This window comes from Thalassotalea euphylliae (genome assembly GCF_003390395.1).
Classification (GTDB): Bacteria; Pseudomonadota; Gammaproteobacteria; order Enterobacterales; family Alteromonadaceae; genus Thalassotalea_F; species Thalassotalea_F euphylliae_C.
This window is the reverse complement of sequence record NZ_QUOV01000001.1, coordinates 2,979,940-3,003,431: the sequence shown is the minus strand read 5'-3', so window position 1 is coordinate 3,003,431 and position 23,492 is coordinate 2,979,940. Positions and strand designations below refer to the sequence as shown.

The 23,492-nt window shown below is 46.0% G+C and carries 15 protein-coding genes and 1 pseudogene; 10 read left to right on the top strand and 6 right to left on the bottom strand.

The features are described 5' to 3' along the window. The first annotated feature begins 341 nt into the window (after positions 1-341). The 5 genes from DXX92_RS13280 to DXX92_RS13260 all read left to right on the top strand — a co-directional run bounded on the left by DXX92_RS13280 (position 342) and on the right by DXX92_RS13260 (position 6,717). A complete protein-coding gene (locus DXX92_RS13280) occupies positions 342-1,550 on the top strand; it encodes an amidase family protein (protein ID WP_245961481.1) in 1,209 nt (402 codons plus the stop codon). A 120-nt stretch (positions 1,551-1,670) separates the two neighbouring features. Next, positions 1,671-3,239 carry a gamma-glutamyltransferase family protein gene (locus tag DXX92_RS13275; RefSeq protein WP_116000880.1) on the top strand — a complete coding sequence of 523 codons (1,569 nt, stop codon included), beginning with the start codon at positions 1,671-1,673 and terminating at the stop codon, positions 3,237-3,239. A 36-nt stretch (positions 3,240-3,275) separates the two neighbouring features. Then, positions 3,276-4,112, top strand: a complete 837-nt coding sequence (locus DXX92_RS13270; protein WP_116000879.1) for a sulfite exporter TauE/SafE family protein — start codon at positions 3,276-3,278, stop codon at positions 4,110-4,112. 30 nt (positions 4,113-4,142) lie between these two features. Further along, positions 4,143-5,369, top strand: a complete 1,227-nt coding sequence (locus tag DXX92_RS13265) for a pyridoxal-phosphate-dependent aminotransferase family protein (protein ID WP_116000878.1) — start codon at positions 4,143-4,145, stop codon at positions 5,367-5,369. 64 nt (positions 5,370-5,433) lie between these two features. Further along, positions 5,434-6,717, top strand: a complete 1,284-nt coding sequence (locus DXX92_RS13260) for an allantoate amidohydrolase (protein WP_116000877.1) — start codon at positions 5,434-5,436, stop codon at positions 6,715-6,717. Between the two features lie 112 nt (positions 6,718-6,829). Here DXX92_RS13260 and DXX92_RS13255 read toward each other — a convergent pair whose 3' ends face one another. Both DXX92_RS13255 and DXX92_RS13250 read right to left on the bottom strand, forming a co-directional pair. Then, positions 6,830-9,127, bottom strand: coding sequence for a TonB-dependent receptor (locus tag DXX92_RS13255; protein WP_116000876.1), 2,298 nt, complete (start codon positions 9,125-9,127; stop codon positions 6,830-6,832). 566 nt (positions 9,128-9,693) lie between these two features. After that, a complete protein-coding gene (locus tag DXX92_RS13250; RefSeq protein WP_116000875.1) occupies positions 9,694-10,188 on the bottom strand; it encodes a DUF4174 domain-containing protein in 495 nt (164 codons plus the stop codon). A gap of 237 nt (positions 10,189-10,425) precedes the next feature. Between DXX92_RS13250 and DXX92_RS13245 the strand changes: the two genes are divergently transcribed. Then, entirely contained in the window at positions 10,426-12,645 is a 2,220-nt protein-coding gene (locus tag DXX92_RS13245) for a protein-disulfide reductase DsbD family protein (RefSeq protein WP_116000874.1), read from the top strand. Continuing rightward, positions 12,632-13,285, top strand: coding sequence for a thioredoxin family protein (locus DXX92_RS13240; protein ID WP_116000873.1), 654 nt, complete (start codon positions 12,632-12,634; stop codon positions 13,283-13,285). Before DXX92_RS13245 ends, DXX92_RS13240 begins: the two co-directional genes overlap by 14 nt. A 104-nt stretch (positions 13,286-13,389) precedes the next feature. Here DXX92_RS13240 and DXX92_RS13235 read toward each other — a convergent pair whose 3' ends face one another. The 4 genes from DXX92_RS13235 to DXX92_RS13220 all read right to left on the bottom strand — a co-directional run bounded on the left by DXX92_RS13235 (position 13,390) and on the right by DXX92_RS13220 (position 18,244). Next, complete coding sequence (locus tag DXX92_RS13235) at positions 13,390-14,481, bottom strand: BMP family ABC transporter substrate-binding protein (RefSeq protein WP_116000872.1); 1,092 nt, start codon at positions 14,479-14,481, stop codon at positions 13,390-13,392. A 93-nt stretch (positions 14,482-14,574) separates the two neighbouring features. Beyond that, positions 14,575-15,501, bottom strand: a complete 927-nt coding sequence (locus DXX92_RS13230) for an ABC transporter permease (protein ID WP_116000871.1) — start codon at positions 15,499-15,501, stop codon at positions 14,575-14,577. A 5-nt stretch (positions 15,502-15,506) separates the two neighbouring features. Then, complete coding sequence (locus DXX92_RS13225) at positions 15,507-16,622, bottom strand: ABC transporter permease (RefSeq protein WP_116000870.1); 1,116 nt, start codon at positions 16,620-16,622, stop codon at positions 15,507-15,509. Beyond that, on the bottom strand, positions 16,619-18,244 hold the full coding sequence (locus tag DXX92_RS13220) for an ABC transporter ATP-binding protein (RefSeq protein WP_116000869.1): 1,626 nt from the start codon (positions 18,242-18,244) through the stop codon (positions 16,619-16,621). The genes DXX92_RS13225 and DXX92_RS13220 overlap by 4 nt, the downstream gene beginning before the upstream one ends. Before the next feature lie 203 nt (positions 18,245-18,447). On the opposite strand from DXX92_RS13220, the gene xdhA reads away from it, so the two are divergent. The 3 genes and pseudogenes from xdhA to xdhC form a co-directional block, all read left to right on the top strand. Then, a complete protein-coding gene (gene xdhA, locus DXX92_RS13215; RefSeq protein WP_116002428.1) occupies positions 18,448-20,055 on the top strand; it encodes a xanthine dehydrogenase small subunit in 1,608 nt (535 codons plus the stop codon). Next, the gene (gene xdhB / locus DXX92_RS13210; RefSeq protein ID WP_116000868.1) at positions 20,042-22,438 is read left to right on the top strand and encodes a xanthine dehydrogenase molybdopterin binding subunit; all 2,397 of its coding nucleotides are present in this window, start codon (positions 20,042-20,044) and stop codon (positions 22,436-22,438) included. The genes xdhA and xdhB overlap by 14 nt, the downstream gene beginning before the upstream one ends. Further along, positions 22,431-23,312 (top strand): annotated as a pseudogene (xdhC, locus tag DXX92_RS13205) (xanthine dehydrogenase accessory protein XdhC); the annotation flags it as partial. The gene xdhB and the pseudogene xdhC, both read left to right, overlap by 8 nt. Positions 23,313-23,492 lie beyond the last annotated feature (180 nt).

Sequence of the window (23,492 nt, the reverse complement as noted above, 5' to 3'; positions counted from 1 at the left end):
ACGACAAGTTTCAAAAAATCTGATCATTAAGGTGCAAAAGCACCAAATTGGTGAGTAAAAACACGTAAATTGGTTGTTTTTTCTCAGTGGGTTTTAGGGTAAATTTTCATTACGCCCCTAATCTTGACCGATCGGATAAGAATGTCGTTTTATGGCACTAGACTTGCAGTACTTAGTCGATATAAACGCTAGGCTGGCCAATAAGGCCAGCTAGTTAATAATTTATTTTACTCCACTTCTACCAAACTTAAACGCGTTAAGCTGATAGCAGGTAGCAAGTTGCAGGTATAAGCACTGCGGTAAAAGTTCATTAAAAGAAAAATAAAAGGAATAACATTACAGTGAAGCAGGACTCGGCAATTTTCTGCAATCATGGCCCCAAAGGTTGGCAAGCGCGTGATAAAGGGGAGCTGGCTGGATTACGCCTTGCCGTTAAAGACTTATTTACGGTTCAGGGACATAAAAATAGCGCTGGTAACCCAGAGTGGTTTCGCCAAGCGCTAGCGGCAACAGAAACTTCCGATAGTGTGAATAAGTTGATGATGCAAGCCTGTCAGTTTGTTGGTTTTACGCATACTGATGAATTAGCGTATAGCCTAGAGGGAAATAACCATCATTACGGCGCTGCTCAAAACCCGAAACTAGCAGGTCATAGCTGTGGCGGCTCCAGCATGGGCTCTGCGGCAGCCATTGCGGCTGATTTAGCGGATATCGGTTTAGGTACTGATACTGGCGGCTCTATTCGCGTGCCAGCCAGCTATTGTGGCTTATATGGCATTCGCCCAAGTCATGGTGTTATTAGCGTTCAGGGCTTATTACCTCTGGCGCCAGCATTTGACACGACAGGCTGGCTAACCAATAGCGCAGAGTTACTGTCTATGGTTGGCAATGTTTTGTTGCCCAAGCAGCCTATTTATAAAGTGGAAGAGTTGTTGGTTTGTCAGTCACTTTTCGATTTGGTTGAGCCAGAGCTAGCGAACGCGCTCAGTAATAAGTTAGATGAAATTGTCCCTTATTTTGCCAAGGTTCGGGAATTTGATATTGCCGATACAGGCATATTGGACGAGCTTGCCGATGCTTTTCGCATTTTACAAGGGCGCGAAATCGCTCGTACACATGAACAATGGCTAACGAGTTTATCGCCTGATTTTAGTGCTCATTTCGCACCAGCAATAAGTGCGCGCTTTGAAATGGCGCTAGCGCTAACGGCAGCTGAAGAAGCGCAAGCTAAGAAGGTGCAACAACGCTGGCAAAAGGTGATGCAACAGCTAACGTCAAGCAGTGCGCTATTTTTACCGACAACACCTACGGTGGCTCCCAAGCTTGGCGCTGACACCAGTGCGTTGCGCGCAAAAATACTCACGTTAACAGCCATGGCTGGATTGTCTGGCGCTGCGCAGGTGCACTTGCCTGATATATCTATACCAGTCGATAGTAATTTGCCTGCGCAAAACGATAGTGAATCGTTAGCACCTTATGGCTATTCGCTACTTATGGCAGCCAATAGCGATCGAACATTACTCAACCTTGCTTGCGATCTTAGTAAGTAAGGCCAGTCAAGCTAGCTAGTTCAAGGTACTAGCTTAAGGTTTGAGCTTAAGGTTTTGAGCTTAAGGCTTCGTAGACCTTAGTTGCTTGGCTGGCAAAGCATTAAACTATGAGAAATAACAATGAAAGAGAATATAGCGTTTACCGCCCCGCATAAAACAGCAACAGAAGCGGGCATGTCGATTCTACGTCAAGGTGGCACGGCTACCGAGGCTATGGTTGCTGCAGCGGCGACCATTAGCGTCGTTTATCCCCATATGAACTCTATCGGTGGCGATGGTTTTTGGCTCATTGACAACCCTGGCAGCGATGCACCAATTGCCATTGATGCCTGCGGCGCTGCTTGCCAAAACCTAGCAGTTTACCAAGAGTTTGACGCTATTCCAGAGCGCGGCGGGCTAAGTGCGATTACCCAAGCAGGCACCATTAGTGGCTGGCAAGCAGCGCTCAATGCTGACGAAAATGCCAAGTTGCCACTGAGTGAAATTCTGGCACCGGCAATTGCTGCGGCGCGTTCAGGGTTTGAGGTCACCACTAGCTTACAAACGGCAAGCGATAAATTATATGCGGTTGATAAACGCAACGATGCTTTTAAAGCGCTATATGAACCTAATGGCTTAGCGTTAAAACAAGGGGAACATTTTACCAACCCTGCGTTAGCCAATACGTTTGAATATCTTGCAAAAAATGGCTTACAAGCATTTTATCAAGGAGAATTAGCACAGAGCTTTGCCGCTGATTTGGCGGCTGCTGGCAGCCAAATCAAGTTGGCTGATATTAATGCGACACAAGCGCAAGTGGTCACACCGCTAAAAGCCAGTTTACAGGGGGTTGATTGTTATAACCTGCCTGCGCCAACACAAGGTATTCACTCTTTAATTATTTTGTCGATTGTTGATCAATTGCGCAGTCAAGCGAGTGAAGATATTGATTGGTTACACTTAATTGTTGAGGCTACTAAGCAGAGCTTCCATTTACGTCCGCAACTGTGGGCAGACCCCAATGCGGTAACTGCGCTTTATCAGCAAGTATTGCAAGCCCCGGCAATTAGCGAACTGGCGAATAATATTTCCATGTCAAAAGCGGAAGCTTGGCCGTTTAATGCTTCACCGGGCGATACCGTGTGGCTAGCGGCGCGAGATCAGCGTGGTCAAATGGTTAGCTTTATCCAAAGCATTTACTGGGAATTTGGCTCAGGCGTTGTGATGAAAGACGGTGGCTTTACGTGGAATAACCGTGGCATTAGTTTTTCTTTAGACAGCACAACCACTAACTGTTTGGCGGCAAATAAGAAGCCAGCGCATACCCTAAACCCAGCGTTTGCCCGCTATCACGATGGCAGGCGACTAGCGTATGGCACTATGGGCGGTGAAGGTCAGCCGCAAACCCAAGCAAAAGTATTTACCGATTATACATGGCGAAATCGTACCATTAATGAAGCCGTTGCTGCGCCGCGTTGGTTGTTAGGCCGCACTTGGGGTGATACTAGTACTAACTTAAAAGTGGAACTTACACTGGCCTCTGAGCTGGGTACTGAATTGGATCGCTTAAAACACAAATGGCAATCTGTAGACGATAACAATGAAATGATGGGTCATGCTGGTGCAATTTTAGATAGTGACACTGAGCTGGCAGCAGCTTCAGATCCCCGCTCAGATGGCGCCGCGCTTGTCGGTTGTGTCGATAAATAACTTACGAAAAAAATTAGGTAAAAATTAGGAAAATAAATGACAGAGTTGTTAAATGAATTGGCCAATCAATGGCCGATTATGGTCGCTTTGGTGGCAACAGGTGTTTTTGCTGGCTTATTAGCGGGCTTATTTGGTGTTGGCGGTGGCATTGTTATTGTGCCAGTGCTTTATTTTTTACTACAAGGTTTTGGGGTTAGTGCCGAATCAGCCATGATGATTGCAACGGCAACCTCACTTGCGACCATAGTACCAACCTCAGTTTCCTCTATTCGTTCACATTACGCTAAAGGTAATGTTGACCTTGATATTGTTAAATACTGGACAGGTTTTATTCTTGCTATGGCGATTGTTGGCAGCTTGTTCGCACACTATGTGCAAGGTCAGGCGCTAACCGTAATGTTTGCAGCTATCGCGATTATGGTGAGTTTAAATATGCTGTTTCGCGCGGGTGCACCGGCATTAAAAAATGAGCTACCGGGTCGCTTTGGGCAGGGGATTATGGCCTCAACCGTGGGTGGATTATCCGTGATGATAGGTATTGGCGGTGGCACCATTGGCGTACCTTTACTGTCGGCATTTAATGTACGGGCTCATGTTGCCGTCGGCACTGCTGCAGTATTTGGTTTAATCATTGCGCTACCGGGCGTACTCACCTTACTTGCGGTCGCACAAACGCCAGTGGATGCGCCACTTGGCACCTTTGGCCTAGTCAATATTCCCGCTTTTCTGCTGATTATTCCACTCACCATTTTATGTGCCCCTATTGGTGTAAAACTGGGTAGTAAGCTTGAGCCAAAGCAGTTAAAACGCGCATTTGCTGTGGTGTTAATGCTGACCGGTATTCGTATGTTAATGCAAGCGCTAGGTAACTAGCTTTAGTTAGGATTAGCTAGGAGAAGGATAATGACAGATAAACAAACACTCAATCCGCCGCAGCGCTTGCTGATGGGCCCAGGGCCGATTAACGCAGACCCAAGGGTACTGAGAGCCATGTCAGCACAGCTAATTGGTCAATACGACCCAGCGATGACAGGGTTTATGAACGAAACCATGGCGCGTTATCGCCAAATATTTAAAACCAACAACGAGTGGACGTTTTTAATTGACGGCACTTCAAGGGCAGGTATCGAGTCAGCATTACTTTCGATGCTAAGACCGGGCGATAAAGTGTTAGTGCCGATTATGGGCCGTTTTGGCCATTTGCTGGCAGAAATAGCGACACGCGCACAAGCTGACGTACACACTATTGAGGTGGCGTGGGGCGAAGTATTTCAACCTGAGCAAATTGAAGCGGCGATTAAGCGGGTGCAACCACGTGTGCTCGCCATGGTGCAAGGTGATACATCGACAACGATGAACCAACCACTGGGAGATATCGGCGCTATTTGTCAGCAGCACGACGTCTTGTTCTATTGTGACGCCACCGCATCGATTGTCGGTAATGACTTACCAGCAGACGAGTGGCAAGTGGATGCCCTAACTGTCGGGTTACAAAAGTGTTTGGGCGGGCCTTCTGGCTCTGCGCCCATCACGCTCAGTGACAAGTGTGTTGACTGGATACGCCAACGCAAAAAAGTCGAAGCTGGTATTCGCACGGCAGATCATCAAGACGGCATTGAGCCCTTTATTCGCTCCAATTATTTTGACCTGGGTATGATCATGGATTACTGGGGCGAAGAGCGCCTAAATCATCATACTGAAGCGACCAGCATGCTTTATTGTGCCTCTGAGTGCGCTCGTATTGTGTTAGAAGAAGGAGTTGATGAGTGTGTCGCCAGACATAAGCTCCATGGCGACGCGATGCTTGCTGGTGTTCAAGCCTTAGGGTTAAAAGTTTTCGGCGATATTAATCACAAAATGAATAATGTGGTTGGCGTTTATATTCCTAGCGAAGTAAATGGCGATCAGGTGCGTAATCAAATGCTTAATGATTTTGGTATTGAAATTGGCACTTCCTTTGGCCCACTGCATGGCAAAATTTGGCGAATTGGCACTATGGGCTATAACGCTCGCAAAGATACGGTACTGCAAACACTCTCTTGTTTAGATGCCTGCTTGCAGGCCAATGGCTATAAAGGCCCGAGCGGTGAAGCGACTTTGGCTGCATTAGCCTACTACCATGGACAGTGAAGGCATGGACAGAGAAGGCATGGACAGCGAAGGCATGAACAGCAAAGCTAGGGAGAGGTTGTAAATGGATGATTTGTCTACGCAGCTCGTCAGCCAATATGGCCTGCGCGCGATTGAGCGTTGCCATCAGCTAAGCCAAATAAGTGAGCTTGACGATGGTATTTTGCGCCAGTATTTAACCCCAGAGCACCAAGCGTGCAATCAACAAGTTGCCGAGTGGATGAGTGAAGCGGGGATGGAAACATGGCAAGATGCGGTTGGTAACCAATGGGGCAGACTTACCAGTGCTAACCCCAATGCTAAACGCCTGATCATTGGCTCACATTTAGATACTGTGCCCTATGCTGGTGCCTACGATGGAATTTTAGGTGTGATGTTAGGGGTTGAGGTTGCAGCTTTAGCTCAGCAAAACGAGCTTAATTTGCCATTTCATCTCGATATTGTCGGTTTTTGCGACGAAGAGGGGACACGCTTTGCCACAACCTTAATTGGCTCAAAAGCACTCGCTGGCCAGTTTGATCCGAATTGGCTAGCGCTCCAAGACAGCCAAGGCATCAGTATGCGCCAAGCCATGTTGGATTTCGGTTTAGATCCTGAGCAAGCAGCTGAGCAAGGGGCAGCGCTGTCATCTGAAGAAGTGATAGGTTATTGGGAAGCTCATATCGAGCAAGGCCCAGTATTGGAAGCGCATCAGCAACCGCTAGGTGTTGTTTCCGCAATTGCTGGCGCCAAACGTGCGGTCATTGAATTTATAGGCCAAGCGGGGCATGCAGGGACAACGCCAATGAATCTGCGTCAAGACAGCCTTGCTGCTGCGGCAGAGTTTACGCTTGCTGTTGAGCAGTTGGCCAAATTAGCAGCGCAAAGTAGCCAACAAGGGCAAGTGGCGACTATAGGTAGTATTGCTGCTAAGCCGGGGGCGACTAACGTTATTGCAGGGTTAACAGAATTAAGTATCGATATACGAGCGCAGGAAGATGCTGCACTGGTAAGGCTGGTCACTGATATTGAAAAAGCTGCGTCTGGTATTACTGAAAAACGTCAGTTAACACTAAACTGGCAGTGGACGCATGCAGCCCCTGCGGTGCAATGTGATGATCAGATTATTCAGTTATTTGCCAAGGCATGCCAGCAAGTAACTGACTATGCTGCTGTGCTGCCTTCTGGTGCTGGTCATGATGCCATGGCAATTGCCGATATTTGCCCTGTGGGTATGCTGTTTATCCGCAGCCCCGGTGGTATTAGCCATCACCCAGATGAAGCGGTGATTGACGGTGACGTTATTAACGCCTTAGCGGTGTTATATCAATCCTTAAACACCATGGCGTTAAACGTTTTTAGCGAATAGTTGCGTAGACTTTTCTCTTAAAAGCGCCCAGAAACCGCATAAAAAGATAGAAAACCCAATAAAAAATGCCTGCAATTGCAGGCATTTTTGATCTTGCTAGATCGTTATCAGCTTAGTAAAAACTATATCTTACTCTCGCCATCACTTGGCGCGGCGCAATCAGCTCTTCACCTGTGGCGTTAACACCAAAAACATCAGACATTCGTGAGTTAACACCGTCTTTGTCAAAAACATTGGTCGCCATCAAGTCAAAGCCCCATGTGTCGTCATCTAAATCAAGTGAAAATCGTAAGTTAACCACCTCGTAATCATCTACTTGATCAATCGCTGGATTGTTGAAAATTCGTTGCTCAAATTCACCGCGGTAAGTGTATTGCAGTACCGAGCGGAATTCGTGGCTAGCAATATTAGTGGTGTACTCTAGGCTAGCGTCCATGGTAAAGCCAGGTGCTTTAGCAAGCTCGTTGCCTTTAACATTTTCAGCTAATTCAGCTCGCAATACATCGTCACCAGGGACAAAACCAAGGCCATCGGCTACTACATTATCAAGGGCGAAGTAATCTTGTGTAATTTCTGAGTCTAATGCCGACATTTTCACGTCTAAGATCAAATCGTCGGTAAGTAGCGCAATCAACTCTAACTCTAAACCGGTAATTTCCGCTTCAGGAATATTGGCCACACCGCCTTGGAAGGCATTAGGATCGGTTGCTTGGAATTGTAGGTTTTGATAATCGTAGAAGAAGGTCGCTAAGTTAGTGCGCAGTCGGTTATCCAGTAGTTCGGCTTTAATCCCAAGCTCGTATGCGTTAATCGTTTCATTTTCAAATGTAGGGAATACCAAAGGTTCAGAGTTATCAATAGCGCCGCTAATAAAGTCGAATTCGCCTGGTTCAAAACCAAAGGTTAAGTTACTACCGCCCGGTTTAAAGCCACGTGTGTAAGAGCCGTAAACCATAATATCATCGCTAATATCGTATTCGACAGCAATTCGGCCTGTTACTTCTTCAACCGACGCTTCAATTAAGGTGGGTTCAGGCGCAAAGAAGTTAGAAACCGCACTTTCAACATCGTCTTTGGTATAGCGTAAACCGGTAATTAAGCGTGTCGTGTCGTTAAAGTTATAGGTTGTTTGACCGTATATTGAAAACGATTCACGGCTTGGCGTGGCATCCGAAATAAAGCCAACATCACCAGCAAATACGTCAGGGAAAGACGGCACATAGCCATCTAACACACCGTTACCATTAGCATCTAACTCTTCACGTATGGTCACTTCGATATCAGTATCCAAATAGAAAGCGCCAACAATCCAGTCGAGCTTGCCAAAAGCTGGCTCATGGGAAATTAAGTTAATTTCATGGGTGAAGGTTTCAACATTATTAATTTCGGGTAAGAAGGCGCTAATCGTGTATTCAGGGTTCGTGCTGTAGGCGTGGCGGTCGTTATCACGTTGCACTAAAATTTCATCTTCTTGCCAGCTACCTAAATATTTTGCGGTCGCAAAGCCCAAATCACTTTCGACGATCAGGCCAACAAGTTTTGAGTCTAACTCAAATTTTGATTCAGTATCTTGGGCTAGGTTGCGCGCACCGGGGGTCGGATCGTCGATACCTTTAATTGCCGCCCCATTGCTATCAGCCTCGAAGAATTGACCAATCAAGCGAAGGTTTGTGTTATCCGTGGCTTGCCAGAAGAAATCGGTTTTAATGGTGAGATTATCGGCGTCATCCAAGTCTTGTCCGTTAAGTACGTTTTTTGAAAAGCCATCGCGATCGTATTTAGATACTGAAGTGCGCAGCGCGGCGCTATCACCAATCGGTATATTTACAGAGCCGCGCAATTGGCTCAGGCTATGTTCGCCAAAGGTATAGTCAAACTTACCATTGGTTTCGCCTAACTCAGGGCGCTTACTGATCACATTGATGGCACCACCTGTCGAGTTTTGACCAAATAAAGTGCCTTGTGGACCACGCAGCACCTCAATCAGCTCAACATCAATAAAGTCAGTTTGTAGGGCGAAAGGTGAAGCGATATAAATACCGTCCATATGATAGGAAACTGACGGGTTCGCGACGATATTTTGGTTGGCTTCGTTACCAACACCGCGAATTGAAATAATCGTTTTAAAACCTTCGTTTTTCGCTACGGTGACACCGGGAGTAATAGCGCTAAGATCAACAAATGAAAGAATATTTTTATCCAGTAAATCTTCACCTGTCACAGCGGTTACCGCTTGTGATACATCTTGCAGGCTTTCATTTCGCTTTTCCGCAACGATGATAATTTCTTCGATCCCTGCGTCATCATCTAAGTTGTCTGCATAGGCGCTAGGTATCGAGCTTGCTGCTAAACTCGCCATTATCGCCGTGGCAATAGGTAAACGTTTAAATCTAGGTAACTCAGTGCTCATGGTAGTTCCTTTTTATTTTTAATATCAAAAGTTTGTTTTCATTACTTTTGATGAGCAGAGCAACACCTGAGCCAACATGAACCGATCGGTTAGGAACAATTTTAAAATCTTTTGTAAACAACGTGTTAACTTGCTTGACCATGTGTTGACTCATACCTTTGCATAATCATCAACTCACGATTTGTAGAATAATTGCACTAGCGCTGTGCGTAAATTCGTCAGTTGCATCAATTTGGTCAGCTACAGATTTTGAAAAGTTATTGCTAATGAGTGGGTTAGCTATGTTTATAGTGGAAAGACACTTTCCATGTGTGATTAAATTCTATTATTTTGTTTGTGGTTAACGGCTAATTGTCGAGTAAACGAAAAGTTATCGGGTTAGGTTTATGTCGTTAAAGATGTTCTAGATAACTAGATAACTAGATAACTAGATAACTAGATAACTAGATAACTAGATAACTAGATAACTAGGGAAGTAGATACCTTGTCTCTTATTCAAGGGAGTTAACAGTGTGTAGACCAGAGGGACAAATAAACAACTGCACATATCCGAGAGAATGGCATGATTAGCGCAATTCCGCTTGTCGCATCGGCATAGTGTCAATCAATGCTTTAATGTGTTTATAGCTCAAGTCTGCTAGCTGATATGTCGCTTTTATATCGCCGTCTAAGCCAATCAAAATAGCACTATTACTATTAATTATTTGATGCTCTGTTAGTTTTTGCATCAATACTTGATCCATTGTTGGTGTTCTTCTCATTACGGTATTGGGTAGCAATTGAAAACTCTGTTGATTAATAAGTGCGTAAATTGCCAGTTTTCGCTCGGTTAAGCTTTCGTAGTCAAGTTCCCACATAAACGGCGTTAGTGGTGGTTGAGTATCAGAATGAATTAGTACTAAGCGTTTTTGCCATAAAAAGTCGCTAAATTGTTTTGCGGAGGTACTTTTTTTCGTAACATGCTTTGGATTGTCTACTTCAAAGCCCACTACATTTATGGCAGTTAAAGATAGCGCTATGGTAAGCAAAAGTACTGCTGTAGTTACTGACTTTGTGGGCATAATGTTCACCTAAAATTTGATATTTCGCTGTTTTCGTTGTTGGCTACGCCCTGAACCCGCCATCCTCTGATTATCAATGCGAGAAGTGAATAGACTAGGAAATGCTCAGCTGGGTATCGAACTAAATACGGTACGCCTAACGAGTCAGCTCATTTTGATCTTCAATTAGGGTAAAGGTGTAGGCTATGATGGTGTAAATTTAACCAATAGTCTTTATTGCTTCGCGCTTGTTAATTTATGAATCGCTTAACCTTTAACTTGGTTTTTAGTTTCGCTTTCGTTTTTATAGGGGCTTTTACTGTAACTAGTAATACCGCTTTTGCGCTAGCTAGCTTGCCAGCAAGCGTCGCTGAGCAACGATTCAATATCGCCAAGCTACCGGAATCGAGCACGGCTCAAGGACCTCACATCCAAGTTGCGCTGCTAAATGAATATAAAAGTATTTGGGCGACAAGCGACGCTAATGCTCAATGGCTAGGAATTTTGCTTTCGCCTGAGGATGAGTGGCATACCTACTGGCGCAATGCAGGGGATTCTGGCGAACCGCCAAGCGTGCAATGGCAAAGCAGCACTGAGATTGAGTTTGGCGAAATTCAGTGGCCAATTCCTGAGCAAATACCAGTCGCTCATCTAGTCAATTACGGCTATGGCGGTGATACTTTGCTGATGGTGCCATTTACCATTAAACATTCAGCCGACTTGCCTGAAACTGTTAAAATTACCGCTGATTTATCTTGGTTAGTGTGCAAGGAAGACTGTATTCCCGGTTGGGCAACACTGACTATCGAGCTACCTGTTAGCGATAAACCTGTAAATGACCCATCATTGTTGTCACCCCACGCGCCGCTATTCTCAAAAACACGAGCAACACTGCCAGATAACAGCTGGTTATCGGCGCAATATGAAATTACCGAAGATTATTTAACCTTGGCAACTCGCTTGCCTTATGAATCGAACTGGCAACTGTTGCCGTTTCGCAGTGATCTCATTCAGCACAGTAGTCAGCAGCAGTGGTTGCTGGCTGAAAATGGTGCTGATGCCAATGTGTTGTTAAAAAAATCAGATTATTTTAGCCACTCTGAAGCAGCGGTTAATTTTCTGCTATCCGACGGCAACAAAGGCTTTTATTTAACGGCAACGTTAAATGATTTAGCTGGCGCTGGTTCTGTGACTGGAGGCGAGAGTACCAGTTTAATAGGAATTGAGCGGGATACCTCCATTGGGTTGATGCTTGTCTTTGCCTTTATTGGTGGGTTGATACTCAACATTATGCCATGCGTGCTGCCCGTGCTATCGCTTAAAGCGTTAGCGCTCGCTGCTGACAAACAAGGCCACTCAACAACAGGCAATCATTGGGGCTATTTGCTTGGTATTTTAGTGAGTTTTTGGTTATTTGCCGCGTTAATTCTCGTATTGAAAGTAAGTGGTGAGGCCATTGGCTGGGGTTTTCATCTGCAACAACCTTTGGTGATTGCTGCGCTGTGTTTCTTATTCGTTTTTATCGCGTTAATGCTGCTAGATGTCGTGCCAAATATCGCAGGTATCTTGGGCTTTTCGGGCTTCTCAGGTATTGGTCAAAAACTTACACAAGGTAATAGTTTTGCTAGTCAGTTTTTTACCGGTGTATTGGCGGTTATTGTGGCTTCCCCTTGTACCGCACCTTTTATGGCGACTGCTTTAGGCGTGGCGATGGTCAGCCCACCAGTGCATACCGCATTGATTTTCACTGCATTGGCATTGGGTTTTGCACTGCCTATGACGTTACTGACCCTGTCACCTAGATTTGTCGCGCTATTGCCCAAACCCGGTGCGTGGATGGAAACATTTAAACAGTTTTTGGCGTTTCCTATGCTCGCCACTGTGGTTTGGCTGCTTTGGGTGTTTTTGGGGCAAACCAATAGCTTAGGGCAATTATGGCTGCTATCAGGTTTGTTGCTGTTTGCATTGTGCTTGTGGCTGGCAAGTAAAATGGCAGGCAAAGCCTCTTATACGTCAGTTGTCATTGCACTCTTTATTGCCAGTTATACAAGCTACCAAGGTAGCGAACTAGTTAGCACTCAGTCAGCAGAGGCAACTAATAATAAATATGAACAAATAGCGCAGCCATTTAGCGAACAAAAATTAGCGACATTGCGCAATACTAGCCAAGTTGTGGTGGTCAATATGACAGCAGATTGGTGTATTACCTGCAAAGTGAATGAGCAAGTCGCTTTTACCGATAGTGACTTGCAGCAAACACTCGCACAAGAAAGTGTGCATTACCTAGTCGGTGACTGGACTAACAAAAACAGTGAAATTTTGGCCTATTTAACGCGGTATCAGCGCTCTGGTGTGCCTTTGTATGTTGTTTATGCGGGCGGTGGGAAAGGGCAAGTGTTACCACAAATTTTAACCCCTAATATTGTAATTACGGCAATACAACAAGCACAACAGGAACTTAATTATGTATCTCTTTAACTACTTGCAAAATATTAAAAAACGACTCGTAGCGACCATCACATGTTCAGCACTGGTGTTGTTTTTAGCGCCAGCTAATGCTGCTGCAAAAGTTGCTATTAAGGTTGACAGCGCGGCGCCAGACTTTCAATTAGTCAACACGCAAGGTGAAACGGTTATGTTGGCCGACTTTGCTGGTAAATATGTGGTATTGGAATGGACTAATCACTTGTGTCCGTATGTTAAAAAACATTATGAAAGCGACAATATGCAGGGCTTACAGCGTAAATACACTGAGCAAGGTGTGGTCTGGTTATCAATTATTTCATCAGCTCCCGGTAAACAAGGTCATGTCAGTGCTACCAAAGCCGATGCCCTGACACAAGAACGCAAGGCGTCACCAAGTCACGTGTTGTTTGATGAAAGTGGTGATGTCGGCAAGCTGTACGGCGCGAAAACGACACCCCATATGTATATTATTGACCCTAAGGGGACGCTGCGTTATGCAGGTGCAATTGACAGTATTAAATCTGCAAACCCAGCAGATATTGTCAAAGCAACCAACTATGTAGAGGTCAGCATGAGAAGTTTGATGACAGGCGAGCCAGTCGATAAAAAGGTAACCGCACCATACGGCTGCTCGGTCAAATACAAAAGTTAATGCTAAGCGCTGAAAAATATGAAATAAAAACGGACAGCAAAGGCTGTCCGTTTTTCTATTTCGTGTTTTTTATTTCACTTTTTTAAGCGAAATTACTACCGAAGTTATTTCAGTTTGCCCTCAACGCCAGCAACATAGTAGTCCATTTTACGCAGGGCGTTATCATCCATAACTTGCCCATTTGCCAATATCTGTTGGCCCTGTTGGTTAACAATAGGGCCAGTAAACGGATGGAGTTTTCCTTCGGCGATTTGTGCTGATAATGCTTGAACTTTGGCTTTTACATCATCTGGAATCGCTGAGCTTAGTGGTGCTAATTGGGTCATATCTGCATCCATTCCACGCCAAACGTCTTCAGACTGCCACGTGCCGTCTAACACTTGTTGCACGCGCTTAGCATAGAACTCTTTCCAATTATGCACCGCCGCAGTTAAGTGAGCAGTTTTGCCGTATTCACTCATATCTGAATGGTAGCCAATAGCGTAAATCCCTGCGGCTTCAGCGGCTTGTAATGGCGCTGGTGAGTCGGTGTGTTGAGTAATTACATCAGCACCTTGATCAATCAAGCTATCGGCAGCTTCGCGCTCTTTACCTGGGTCAAACCAGCTATTGACCCAAACCACTTTAACTTTGGCGTCTGGTTTAACTGATTGTAAACCAAGGGTGAAGGCATTAATACCACGTACGACTTCAGGGATAGGAAAGGCACCGATATAACCTATAGTATCAGTTTTGCTCATATGACCAGCGATAACACCGGTTAAATAGCGGGCTTCGTAAATACGATCGAAATAGGTGCCAACATTTTTAGCGCGTTTATAACCTGTTGCATGTTCAAATTTTACTTTCGGAAAGCGCTTTGCCACTTTAATCGTTGGGTTCATATAGCCAAATGAGGTGGTAAAGATTAAGTCGTGACCACTTTTCGCCATTTGAGTGATCACCCGCTGTGCATCGGCACCTTCGGCAACATTTTCGACAAAGCTAGTTTCGATTTTGTCGCCAAATTTTTCCTCTAAATAAAGGCGAGCTTCGTCGTGTGTATATGTCCAACCTGCTTCTCCGGTTGGGCTAACATAAACAAAGCCTACTTTAACGTTGTCGTCTGCAGCCATAGCGCTGCTCGACATTAAGCTGGCGTTTAACCCAATACCAATGCTCAGGGCTACGGCTAACTTCTTCATCACTTTTTTCATTTTTACTGCTCCATTGTAGTGAAATTTTTATTTTTTAAATTTTTTGTTCTGTTCTGTTTTGTTTTTTGCATTTGGGCTAAGCAGAGCGAAGCACTAGTGACCTTTATGCCAAGGTTTCGCTAGCGACATCGGCTCGAATAACCGCAGTTTTTGTGGATCTCTGCTGAGAATGATCAGCACAGCTAACGTGGCAAGGTAAGGCATCATGGCAAGTAAATTACCGTCAACTGAAAGTCCTAAGCCTTGTGCGACCAAGTGCATAAGGCTGGCAAAGCCAAACAAATAAGCGCCAAGCATTACGCGCTCAACTCGCCAACTGGCGAATACCACTAAGGCCAGCGCAATCCAGCCGCGACCTGCGGTCATGTTTTCCGTCCAAAGTGGGGTATAAGCCAGTGATAAGTAGGCGCCTGCGATACCGGCTAGCGCGCCGCCGAACATTACAGCTAAATAACGAATACTCATTACTGGTAAGCCTAAGTTGCTGGCAACACTTGGGTTTTCACCCACAGCACGGACAGCAAGCCCAGCTCTGTGGTGCTTAAAAAACAGGTAGGCGAGAATCACTAACACCCAACTGAGATAGACAATGGCGTCTTGTGCAAACAGGGCTTTACCAATAACTGGAATAGCAGCTAAGCCGTCAATGGTTAATGCAGGTAAGGCGGTCACGGTTTTACCTTCGTAATCGGCGCCAATAAATGCGGACAAGCCGGTTGCTAAAATAGTTAGGGCAAGGCCTGCGGCTACTTGGCTAGCGTTTAAATGCAGCGCAATAAAGGCAAAGGCAAGCGATATTAGCACCCCCGTCAGCGCCGCAGCGCCAAAGCCAATTAAAAAGCTGTCGCTGTGATACATGGCAATAAAGCCAGCAACGGCGCCGAGTAGCATCATGCCCTCTTGGCCCAAGTTCAGTATGCCGCTCTTTTCACAGATAATTTCACCTAAGGCAACCAAGAGTAGTGGTGTACCGGTGCGAATAGTGGCATATAAAATATTGGTAATTAGTTCGATATCCATAACGGTTATTCCTGAGCTTGTGGAGCAAGAGAAGACGAGGTGTTGTCTGCGCTGTTGCTTTTGTCAAAACGTTTAAAGCGGACGCGATAGCGGATTAATACATCGCAAGACAGTAAGAAAAACAGCATAAGTCCCTGAAAAATTCCGGTGATAGCGTTGGGCAGACCAAGCTCAATTTGTGCCATTTCACCGCCCATATAGATGAGCCCCATTAACAGGCCTGCCAGCGTGATGCCAACGGGGTGTAAGCGCCCTAAAAACGCGACAATAATGGCAGCATAACCATAGCCAGGTGAAATTTGCGGGACTAGCTGACCAATTGGCCCCGCCACTTCGCCTGCTCCTGCTAAACCAGCTAAGGCACCGCAAACTAACAACACTAGGGTGACTAGTTTAGTTTGGTTAAAACCGGCCATTTTTGCTGCCGACCGGTCTTGGCCCAACACTTGGGTTTGAAAACCCAGAAAACTCTTACTAATAAATAGCCAGCTAAGCGCCATCGCGATAGCACAAAACACAAGACCTAAGTGCAATCGGGTGTCGGCAAATAACACAGGTAATAAAGTACTGTCACCAAACAAGGCGCTTTCAGGGAAGTTAAAGCCATCCGGATCTTTAAGTGGCCCATGCACTGCCCACAACAAAATATTCAACGCAATGTAATTCATCATGATAGTGACGAGAATTTCATTGGTGTTTAAACGCAACTTCATAAAGGCGGCCAGCGCTGCCCAACCTATGCCGCCTGCAATGCCAGCGAGTAGCGTTAACGGCATGGCCCAAATACTGTCGGAATGCACGAATAAGGTTGCTACCGCCGAAGCGGCGACACCACCCATCAGTAATTGGCCTTCGGCACCGATATTCCACACCGAGGCGCGAAAACATAATGCTAGGCCATAAGCACACAGTAAAATAGGAATGGTTTTCACCAGTAACTCGCTGATGCCATACCAGTCAGCAATTGGCGCGATAAAAAAGGTATATAAGGCTTCACTTGGTGATTGGCCAAGTGCGGCAAATAAAATATAGCCAGTGAGCAGGGTCAGCAGCACGGCAAGCAATGGTGAACTATAGCCCCAGACAGTAGAATGCTGAACACGGGCTTCCAGGCGGATCATAAACTAGCTCCTGATGAAGTTTGTGGCTTGGTTGGCAAAGGAACAACCTTGCCATCAGATACGTGTGCTGCCGATTGTGCTGCTATTGGCAAGCCAAAATCGCCAGCCATCCAACGGCCTAATAAAGGTAGCGGAACTTCGTCTGTTGGCAGAAAAGGGGAGAGCTTGCCATCACAAATAGCACCAAGGCGATCGCAAATTTTGTATAGCTCATCCAAGTCTTCAGAAATCACTAATACCGCACAGCCTTGATCTCGCAGCTTGATAATTGCTTGATGAATGGCGACTTGAGCGCCAATATCCACACCCCACGTAGGATGCGACATCAACAAAAACTTAGGGGCTTGTTCAATTTCGCGGCCAATAATAAATTTTTGTAAATTGCCGCCAGATAAGCTCACTGCTTGGCTATGGTTACCTGCGGCTTTCACCTTGTATTTGTCGATGATTTTGTTTGCGAGTGCTTTGATCTTATTTTGTTTCAGTAGGCCTTTGTCGAATAACCCTTTACCCACTAAACCATGGTCAAAACTGGTCAGTAAGGCATTTTGGCATAAATCCATTTCTGGCACGGCACCTCGCCCTAAGCGGTCTTCAGGTACAAAGGCAAGGCCCAAACGTCGGCGCTTAAGGGGGGACATGGCATCAACAACTTGACCGCCAAAGCGAATAGCAGAAGATTTAGCATTAGTTTGCTCACCAGATAACGCCTTCAATAGCTCTTCTTGGCCATTGCCCGCCACGCCTGCAATACCCACAATTTCTCCGCGTTTGACACTGAGGTTGATGTTTTGCAGGGCAATATCAAATAAGCCCTCAGGCGTTGTTGATAACTCACTGACGCTAACAAAGTCATCAATACCATCACTTAGTTGAGCGCGTTGCTTATCATTGCTGATCGGAGTGTCATCACCCACCATCATGCGAGCCATGGCTTCAGGTGTTTCTTGCTTGGGGGAGCAATGCCCGCTGACCTTGCCAGCGCGTAAAATGGTGGCGCTGTCACATAGCTCTGCAACTTCATGTAATTTGTGGCTAATAAAGAGTACAGAACAACCTTGCTGTTTTAGTTGACGTAGCGTTTTGAAAAGCGCTTGCACTTCTTGTGGCGTTAGAACGGATGTGGGTTCATCTAAAATGAGTAGCTGAATGTCGAGTAATAAACAGCGGACAATTTCAACACGCTGGCGCTCGCCTGTTGATAAGGTGGAAATGCGGCGCTCAGGATCGAGTGGCATGCCATATCGCTCTGATGTTGCTTTGATGCGGCTGGCAAGCGTTGCCGGTTGACCCGCTTGCTCACCGAGCGCTAAGGCAATATTTTCAGCGATGGTTAAACTTTCGAACAATGAAAAGTGTTGAAACACCATACCAATACCCAAAGCGCGCGCGTCAGCAGGTTCATTGATCGATGCTACTCGACCATTCCATAAAATTTCACCTTGGTCAGGTTTGACCACACCGTAAAGAATTTTCATTAACGTGCTTTTGCCAGCACCGTTTTCGCCGAGCAAGGCATGAATTTCGCCATGCTTTATTTGTAGTTCAATATCGTCATTAGCTTTGCAGCCAGGGTATTGTTTGCTAATTCCCTGCATTAAAAGCCGATTCTCGTTCTTCATGTTTAACACCCAGTAGCAGACTGATTTGCAAAATTAGTCAATTGCCTAATACTTAATATTGACCGATCGGTCATGTTTGGTATGGGTTGTGCAATAACTTGACCAATAATTAATTTTTTTCTTGAAGGTTTTGCTCTGAAAAAAATTAAAAATAATCACAAGCCACTGAAAATAAAGGGCTTGATAGAATGAAGGAAGGTAATGTGATTCGGTTTTTAGTTAACGACACACCAATAACACTGGAAGAATGTGCACCAAGTCTCACCGTTTTGGACTGGCTTCGCACCAAAGTGGGGAAAACGGGCACTAAAGAAGGGTGCGCAACAGGTGATTGCGGTGCGTGTACGGTATTAGTTGGCCAATACGTAAACAACGCATCAGGTGAGTGTGTTTGGCAATATCAGGCAATTAATAGCTGCTTACTATTAGTGGGTAATGCCCATGGTAAGCACATTGTTACCGTCGAGGCGTTAACGGAACAATTATCGCCATTGGTTGAAGCTAAGCTAGAGCAACTGCACCCAGTGCAACGTGCCTTAGTTGAATGCCATGGCTCTCAGTGCGGCTTTTGTACCCCAGGTGTGGTGATGAGCTTAATGGCGCTATACCTGAATCACGAAAACTACCCGGGCAAGCAAACGGTTATTCACGCCTTGGGCGGTAATTTATGCCGTTGTACGGGCTATCGTCCAATTCTGGATGCAGCCGAGAAGATGTACCAATACCCGAGTGTTGAGCGTCTGTGGCAGGGGCAAATGGAGCAACTTGAACAGCATTTGGAAAGCAACGAGTCAACGCCATTTCTTTGTGCGCCTATATCTGACAACTCATTAACTGAGCACGAACTATCTCAAAATAAGCAAAGATTTTTCTATCTACCGCAAACGGCTGCTGAGCTGATCGCGCTAAAAAACCAGTATCCAGAGGCTCAGTTGGTGGCCGGTGCAACTGATTTCGCGATCGAACTTAGCCAGCAACTTGTACAACCTCAAATTCTGATTTCGGTAAGCCAAGCTACTGAGTTATCGCGATTGAACATCACTGAAGACGCCTTAGAAATTGGTGCAGCACTGCCTTATCGTCAGTTTGTTGATGCCTTTTGCCAAGAGTACCCAGAAGCGAAAGAGTTGTTTGAGCGCTTGGGCTCTGAGCAAGTGCGCAGTGCTGGCACATTAGGTGGGAGTTTAGGTAATGCCTCGCCAATTGGTGATCCTGCGCCGCTATTGATTGCGCTTAATGCGAAGGTGGAGCTGGAGTCAAGCCAAGGCACACGAACAATCGCGGTAGAAGACTTCTTTACCGGTTATCGGACAACAGTGTTAGCGCCCGATGAAGTCATTACTAAAGTGATTGTGCCTAAACGAGTGGCGGCAATGAAACTCGCCTGTCACAAAGTCTCTAAACGTTTAGAGGATGATATTTCAACCGTCTGTTTAGTGCTGGCAGTAACCCTTAATGCTGAACAAACACAAATTAACTCAGCACGTTGTGCTATGGGGGGGATGGCTGCCGTTCCTGCGCGGGCAAGTCATATTGAACAAGCATTAATTGGCCAGCCTTATATTGCCGATAGCTTTACACAAGCGGGCGCTGGTGTTGCGCAAGATTTCTCGCCGATGTCAGATGTTAGAGCCAGCAGCGATTATCGCTTAACCGTTAGCCAGAACTTGTTAACCCGTATCGGTATTGAGTTTTGTCAGGCGATTGCTGTTACTCAGATCGCAGCCAATGAATCGGCACTTGCTCCTGCGCCGCAATCTAAATCAGCATCTGAATCACTAACGACGAGGATTGCCCATGCGTCACTTTGAAACCACTCATTCAGATAGTCAACGCGGCGCTATTGGCCAATCGAAACATCATGATAGTGCCATTAAACAAGTATGTGGCTCAGCCAATTATATTGATGATAACCCTGAGGCCGCCGGCTGCTTGCATGCCTACCCAGTCACAGCGCCTTTCACAAAAGGTGTGATTAAAGGCATTGATACCAGCAAAGCAGAAGCGATAGCTGGCGTTAAACGCATATTCTCGGCCAAAGATGTGCCCGGAAAAATTGATATCGGGCCTATTTTTGCAGGGGATTTACTGCTCGCCAGCGATGAAATTGAGTTTCATCACCAGCCAGTGTTGCTGGTGGTTGCTAACAGCTATGAAACCGCACGCAGAGCCGCTCGCTTGGTCGACTTCGATTTTCAAGAGCAAGAAGCAACAATCGATATTGAAACGGCGATTGCTGATAAAAACTGGGTTAGACCACCGCATGCACTGACCAGAGGCGATGCTCAAGCGGCAATTGCACAGGCTGAGCATGAAATAAGTGGTGAAATGCATATTGGCGGTCAAGAGCATTTCTACTTGGAAGGACAAGTTGCCATGGCACAGCCCAATGGTGATGGTGGCATATTCGTTCAATGTTCAACCCAACACCCAACTGAGGTACAGCACTTAATTGCTAAAGTGTTAGCTCAGCCATTTCATTTTGTCACGGTTGAAATGCGCCGAATGGGTGGGGCATTTGGTGGTAAAGAAACACAAGCGGCGCCTTGGGCATGCTTGGCAGCATTAGCCAGTTATCATTTAAACTGCGCGGTAAAACTACGCTTAGCTCGGGCGGATGATTTTCGCCTAACCGGCAAACGTCATCCATTTTTTAACCGCTATAAAGTTGGCTTTGATGAGCAAGGTGTTATCGCCGGCGCAGATATTGAAGTGAATGGTTACTGCGGTTATTCACCTGATTTATCAGATGCCATTGTTGACCGCGCCATGTTCCATGCCGATAACGCTTATTATTACCCCGCGGCAAAAATTAGCGGTAATCGCTGTAAAGTGAATACCGTAAGCCATACCGCCTTTCGCGGCTTTGGCGGCCCACAGGGAATGATGGTTGCAGAGCAAATTGTCGATGATATTGCCGCAGCACTGGGCAAAGATCCACTCACTGTACGCAAAGCCAATTTGTATCAACAAGGTCGGTCAACCACCCCTTATCATCAAGAAGTTGAGCAGCATGTGCTGATTGACATGATTGAGCAGGTTGAACAGCAGGCCGATTATTGGCAGCGTAAAGCCGACATTAAAGCGTTTAACCAAACCTCGCCAATCATCAAAAAAGGTTTGGCATTAACCCCCGTAAAGTTTGGTATCTCATTTACGGTACAGCACTTAAATCAAGCCGGTGCTTTAGTGAATGTTTACTCTGATGGTTCGATTCACCTAAATCACGGCGGCACCGAAATGGGGCAGGGGCTTAATACTAAAGTAGCGCAGGTGGTGGCACATGCCTTTGGTGTTGATTTAGACAAGGTGGGGATTACCGCCACACGTACCGATAAAGTACCGAACACTTCGCCAACGGCGGCCTCAAGCGGTACAGATTTAAATGGTATGGCTGCGCTTAATGCCGCAAATACCATTAAAGCGAGATTAACCGAATTTATCGCTAAGCACTTTTCGGTGGAGCAAGCCAGTATCCGCTTTAGCGATAACACTGTATATCACGACAAAGGAGATCTGAGCTTTGATGAATTGGCGGGCTTAGCGTATTTAAATCGTATTTCGCTATCATCAACCGGTTATTACGCGACGCCGAAAATTCACTATGATCGCGAGCAAGCCAAAGGTCGCCCGTTTTTTTACTACGCCCATGGTGTTGCGCTTACGGAAGTGGAAGTAGACACCTTAACCGGAGAAAACACTGTCACTCGTGCCGATATTTTGCACGATGTTGGCCACTCACTAAATCCAGCTCTGGATATTGGCCAGATTGAAGGGGCATTTGTGCAAGGAATGGGCTGGTTAACCACCGAAGATTTGGTTTGGAATAAGCAAGGCCAGCTAGCCAGTTTTAACCCTGCGACCTACAAAATCCCAGCGATTGGCGACACGCCTGCGGAATTTAACGTTAGCCTTTATCAGTCAGCGAACCCTGAAGCGTCAGTGTTTCGTTCAAAAGCGGTGGGTGAGCCGCCATTTATGCTCGCCATTAGTGTTTGGAGTGCTATTCGTGATGCGGTGAGCAGCGTTGCTAACTACCAAATAAAGCCAAGGCTAGATACTCCTGCAACACCTGAGCGAGTGCTGGCGGCAGTGCAAGCGGCGCAAGCATTTAGTCAAACTGATGCCAGTCAATCGCAGCAAAGACAATCGTTAAAAGCTCAGAAAAAAGACGAGGAGGTGACATATGAATAGTTCCAACTCAAGCAACAATGTGCATGTAGAGCAAGCAGTAAGTCACTCGTTAAACCAGTCGTTTCAAGGCTTCCATCACCAAAGTTGGTCTGAGGCAATAGCTGAGCAAAGTCGCTTGGGCAATGATTATGTTATCGCGACTGTGCTTGGTACTTCTGGCTCAACGCCAAGGGCGTCAGGCAGTAAAATGGTGATCACTGGCGAGCAAATTTACGACACCTTAGGTGGTGGTCATTTGGAGTTTAAAGTTATTGAAAAAGCTCGCCAATTGCTCACGCAGGGTGAAGCGGTGCAAGTGGCTGAGCAGTTTCATTTAGGGGCAAATTTAGGCCAGTGCTGCGGCGGCGCTACCGTCATTATGTTTGAAGTAATGATGTCGCAGCACATGAATTTAGATATTTATGGTGCTGGCCATGTTGCCCAAGCGCTGGTTAATGTTTTAGCACACTTGCCAATTCGTATACGCTGGATAGACAGTCGGGCGGAGGTGTTTCCCCAGCAGTTGCCAGCCAACGTAACAAAAATTGTTGACGAAGAGCCGGTTGAGCAAGCCAAGCGTGCGCGAGAAAATACCGCCTATTTGATTTTAACCCACAATCACCAACTCGATTTTGCCTTAACTGAAGCCATTTTAAAACGTGATGATGTGCGTTGGTTAGGGGTGATAGGCTCTGACACCAAAGCCAAGCGCTTTCAATATCGTTTAGGGCACAGAGGCTTCAGTGAACAACAAATAGCGAGTATGCAATGCCCTGTTGGCATCGACAATGTATCGGGCAAGTTGCCGATGGAAGTAGCGGTATCTATTGCTGGTCAGTTGATCGGGCTCTATCAGCAGAAAAGCCAAGAGCAAAGTCAGCAAAAAGGCCAGCAGCAAGATCAGCAGAAAAGCGAATCAAAAGAACAGCAAACGCCAATCAATAATAAATCGAAAAAACGCAATGGCCTGCAGTGGCAAGAACTAACTGCGAGTTTTGCAACTTCGCCAAGCATTTCAGAACAAAGGGCTGCAGAACAAAACGCTGCTGAGAAAAACAGCGCTAAACAAAATCAT

Excerpts from the sequence above, each read along its gene's own strand:
- DXX92_RS13275 (WP_116000880.1), top strand. The coding sequence starts at position 1,671 with ATGAAAGAGAATATAGCGTTTACCGCCCCGCATAAAACAGCAACAGAA.
- DXX92_RS13270 (WP_116000879.1), top strand. The coding sequence starts at position 3,276 with ATGACAGAGTTGTTAAATGAATTGGCCAATCAATGGCCGATTATGGTC.
- DXX92_RS13265 (WP_116000878.1), top strand. The coding sequence starts at position 4,143 with ATGACAGATAAACAAACACTCAATCCGCCGCAGCGCTTGCTGATGGGC.
- DXX92_RS13260 (WP_116000877.1), top strand. The coding sequence starts at position 5,434 with ATGGATGATTTGTCTACGCAGCTCGTCAGCCAATATGGCCTGCGCGCG.
- DXX92_RS13255 (WP_116000876.1), bottom strand. The coding sequence starts at position 9,127 with ATGAGCACTGAGTTACCTAGATTTAAACGTTTACCTATTGCCACGGCG.
- DXX92_RS13250 (WP_116000875.1), bottom strand. The coding sequence starts at position 10,188 with ATGCCCACAAAGTCAGTAACTACAGCAGTACTTTTGCTTACCATAGCG.
- DXX92_RS13245 (WP_116000874.1), top strand. The coding sequence starts at position 10,426 with ATGAATCGCTTAACCTTTAACTTGGTTTTTAGTTTCGCTTTCGTTTTT.
- DXX92_RS13240 (WP_116000873.1), top strand. The coding sequence starts at position 12,632 with ATGTATCTCTTTAACTACTTGCAAAATATTAAAAAACGACTCGTAGCG.
- DXX92_RS13235 (WP_116000872.1), bottom strand. The coding sequence starts at position 14,481 with ATGAAAAAAGTGATGAAGAAGTTAGCCGTAGCCCTGAGCATTGGTATT.
- DXX92_RS13230 (WP_116000871.1), bottom strand. The coding sequence starts at position 15,501 with ATGGATATCGAACTAATTACCAATATTTTATATGCCACTATTCGCACC.
- DXX92_RS13225 (WP_116000870.1), bottom strand. The coding sequence starts at position 16,622 with ATGATCCGCCTGGAAGCCCGTGTTCAGCATTCTACTGTCTGGGGCTAT.
- DXX92_RS13220 (WP_116000869.1), bottom strand. The coding sequence starts at position 18,244 with ATGAAGAACGAGAATCGGCTTTTAATGCAGGGAATTAGCAAACAATAC.
- xdhB (WP_116000868.1), top strand. The coding sequence starts at position 20,042 with ATGCGTCACTTTGAAACCACTCATTCAGATAGTCAACGCGGCGCTATT.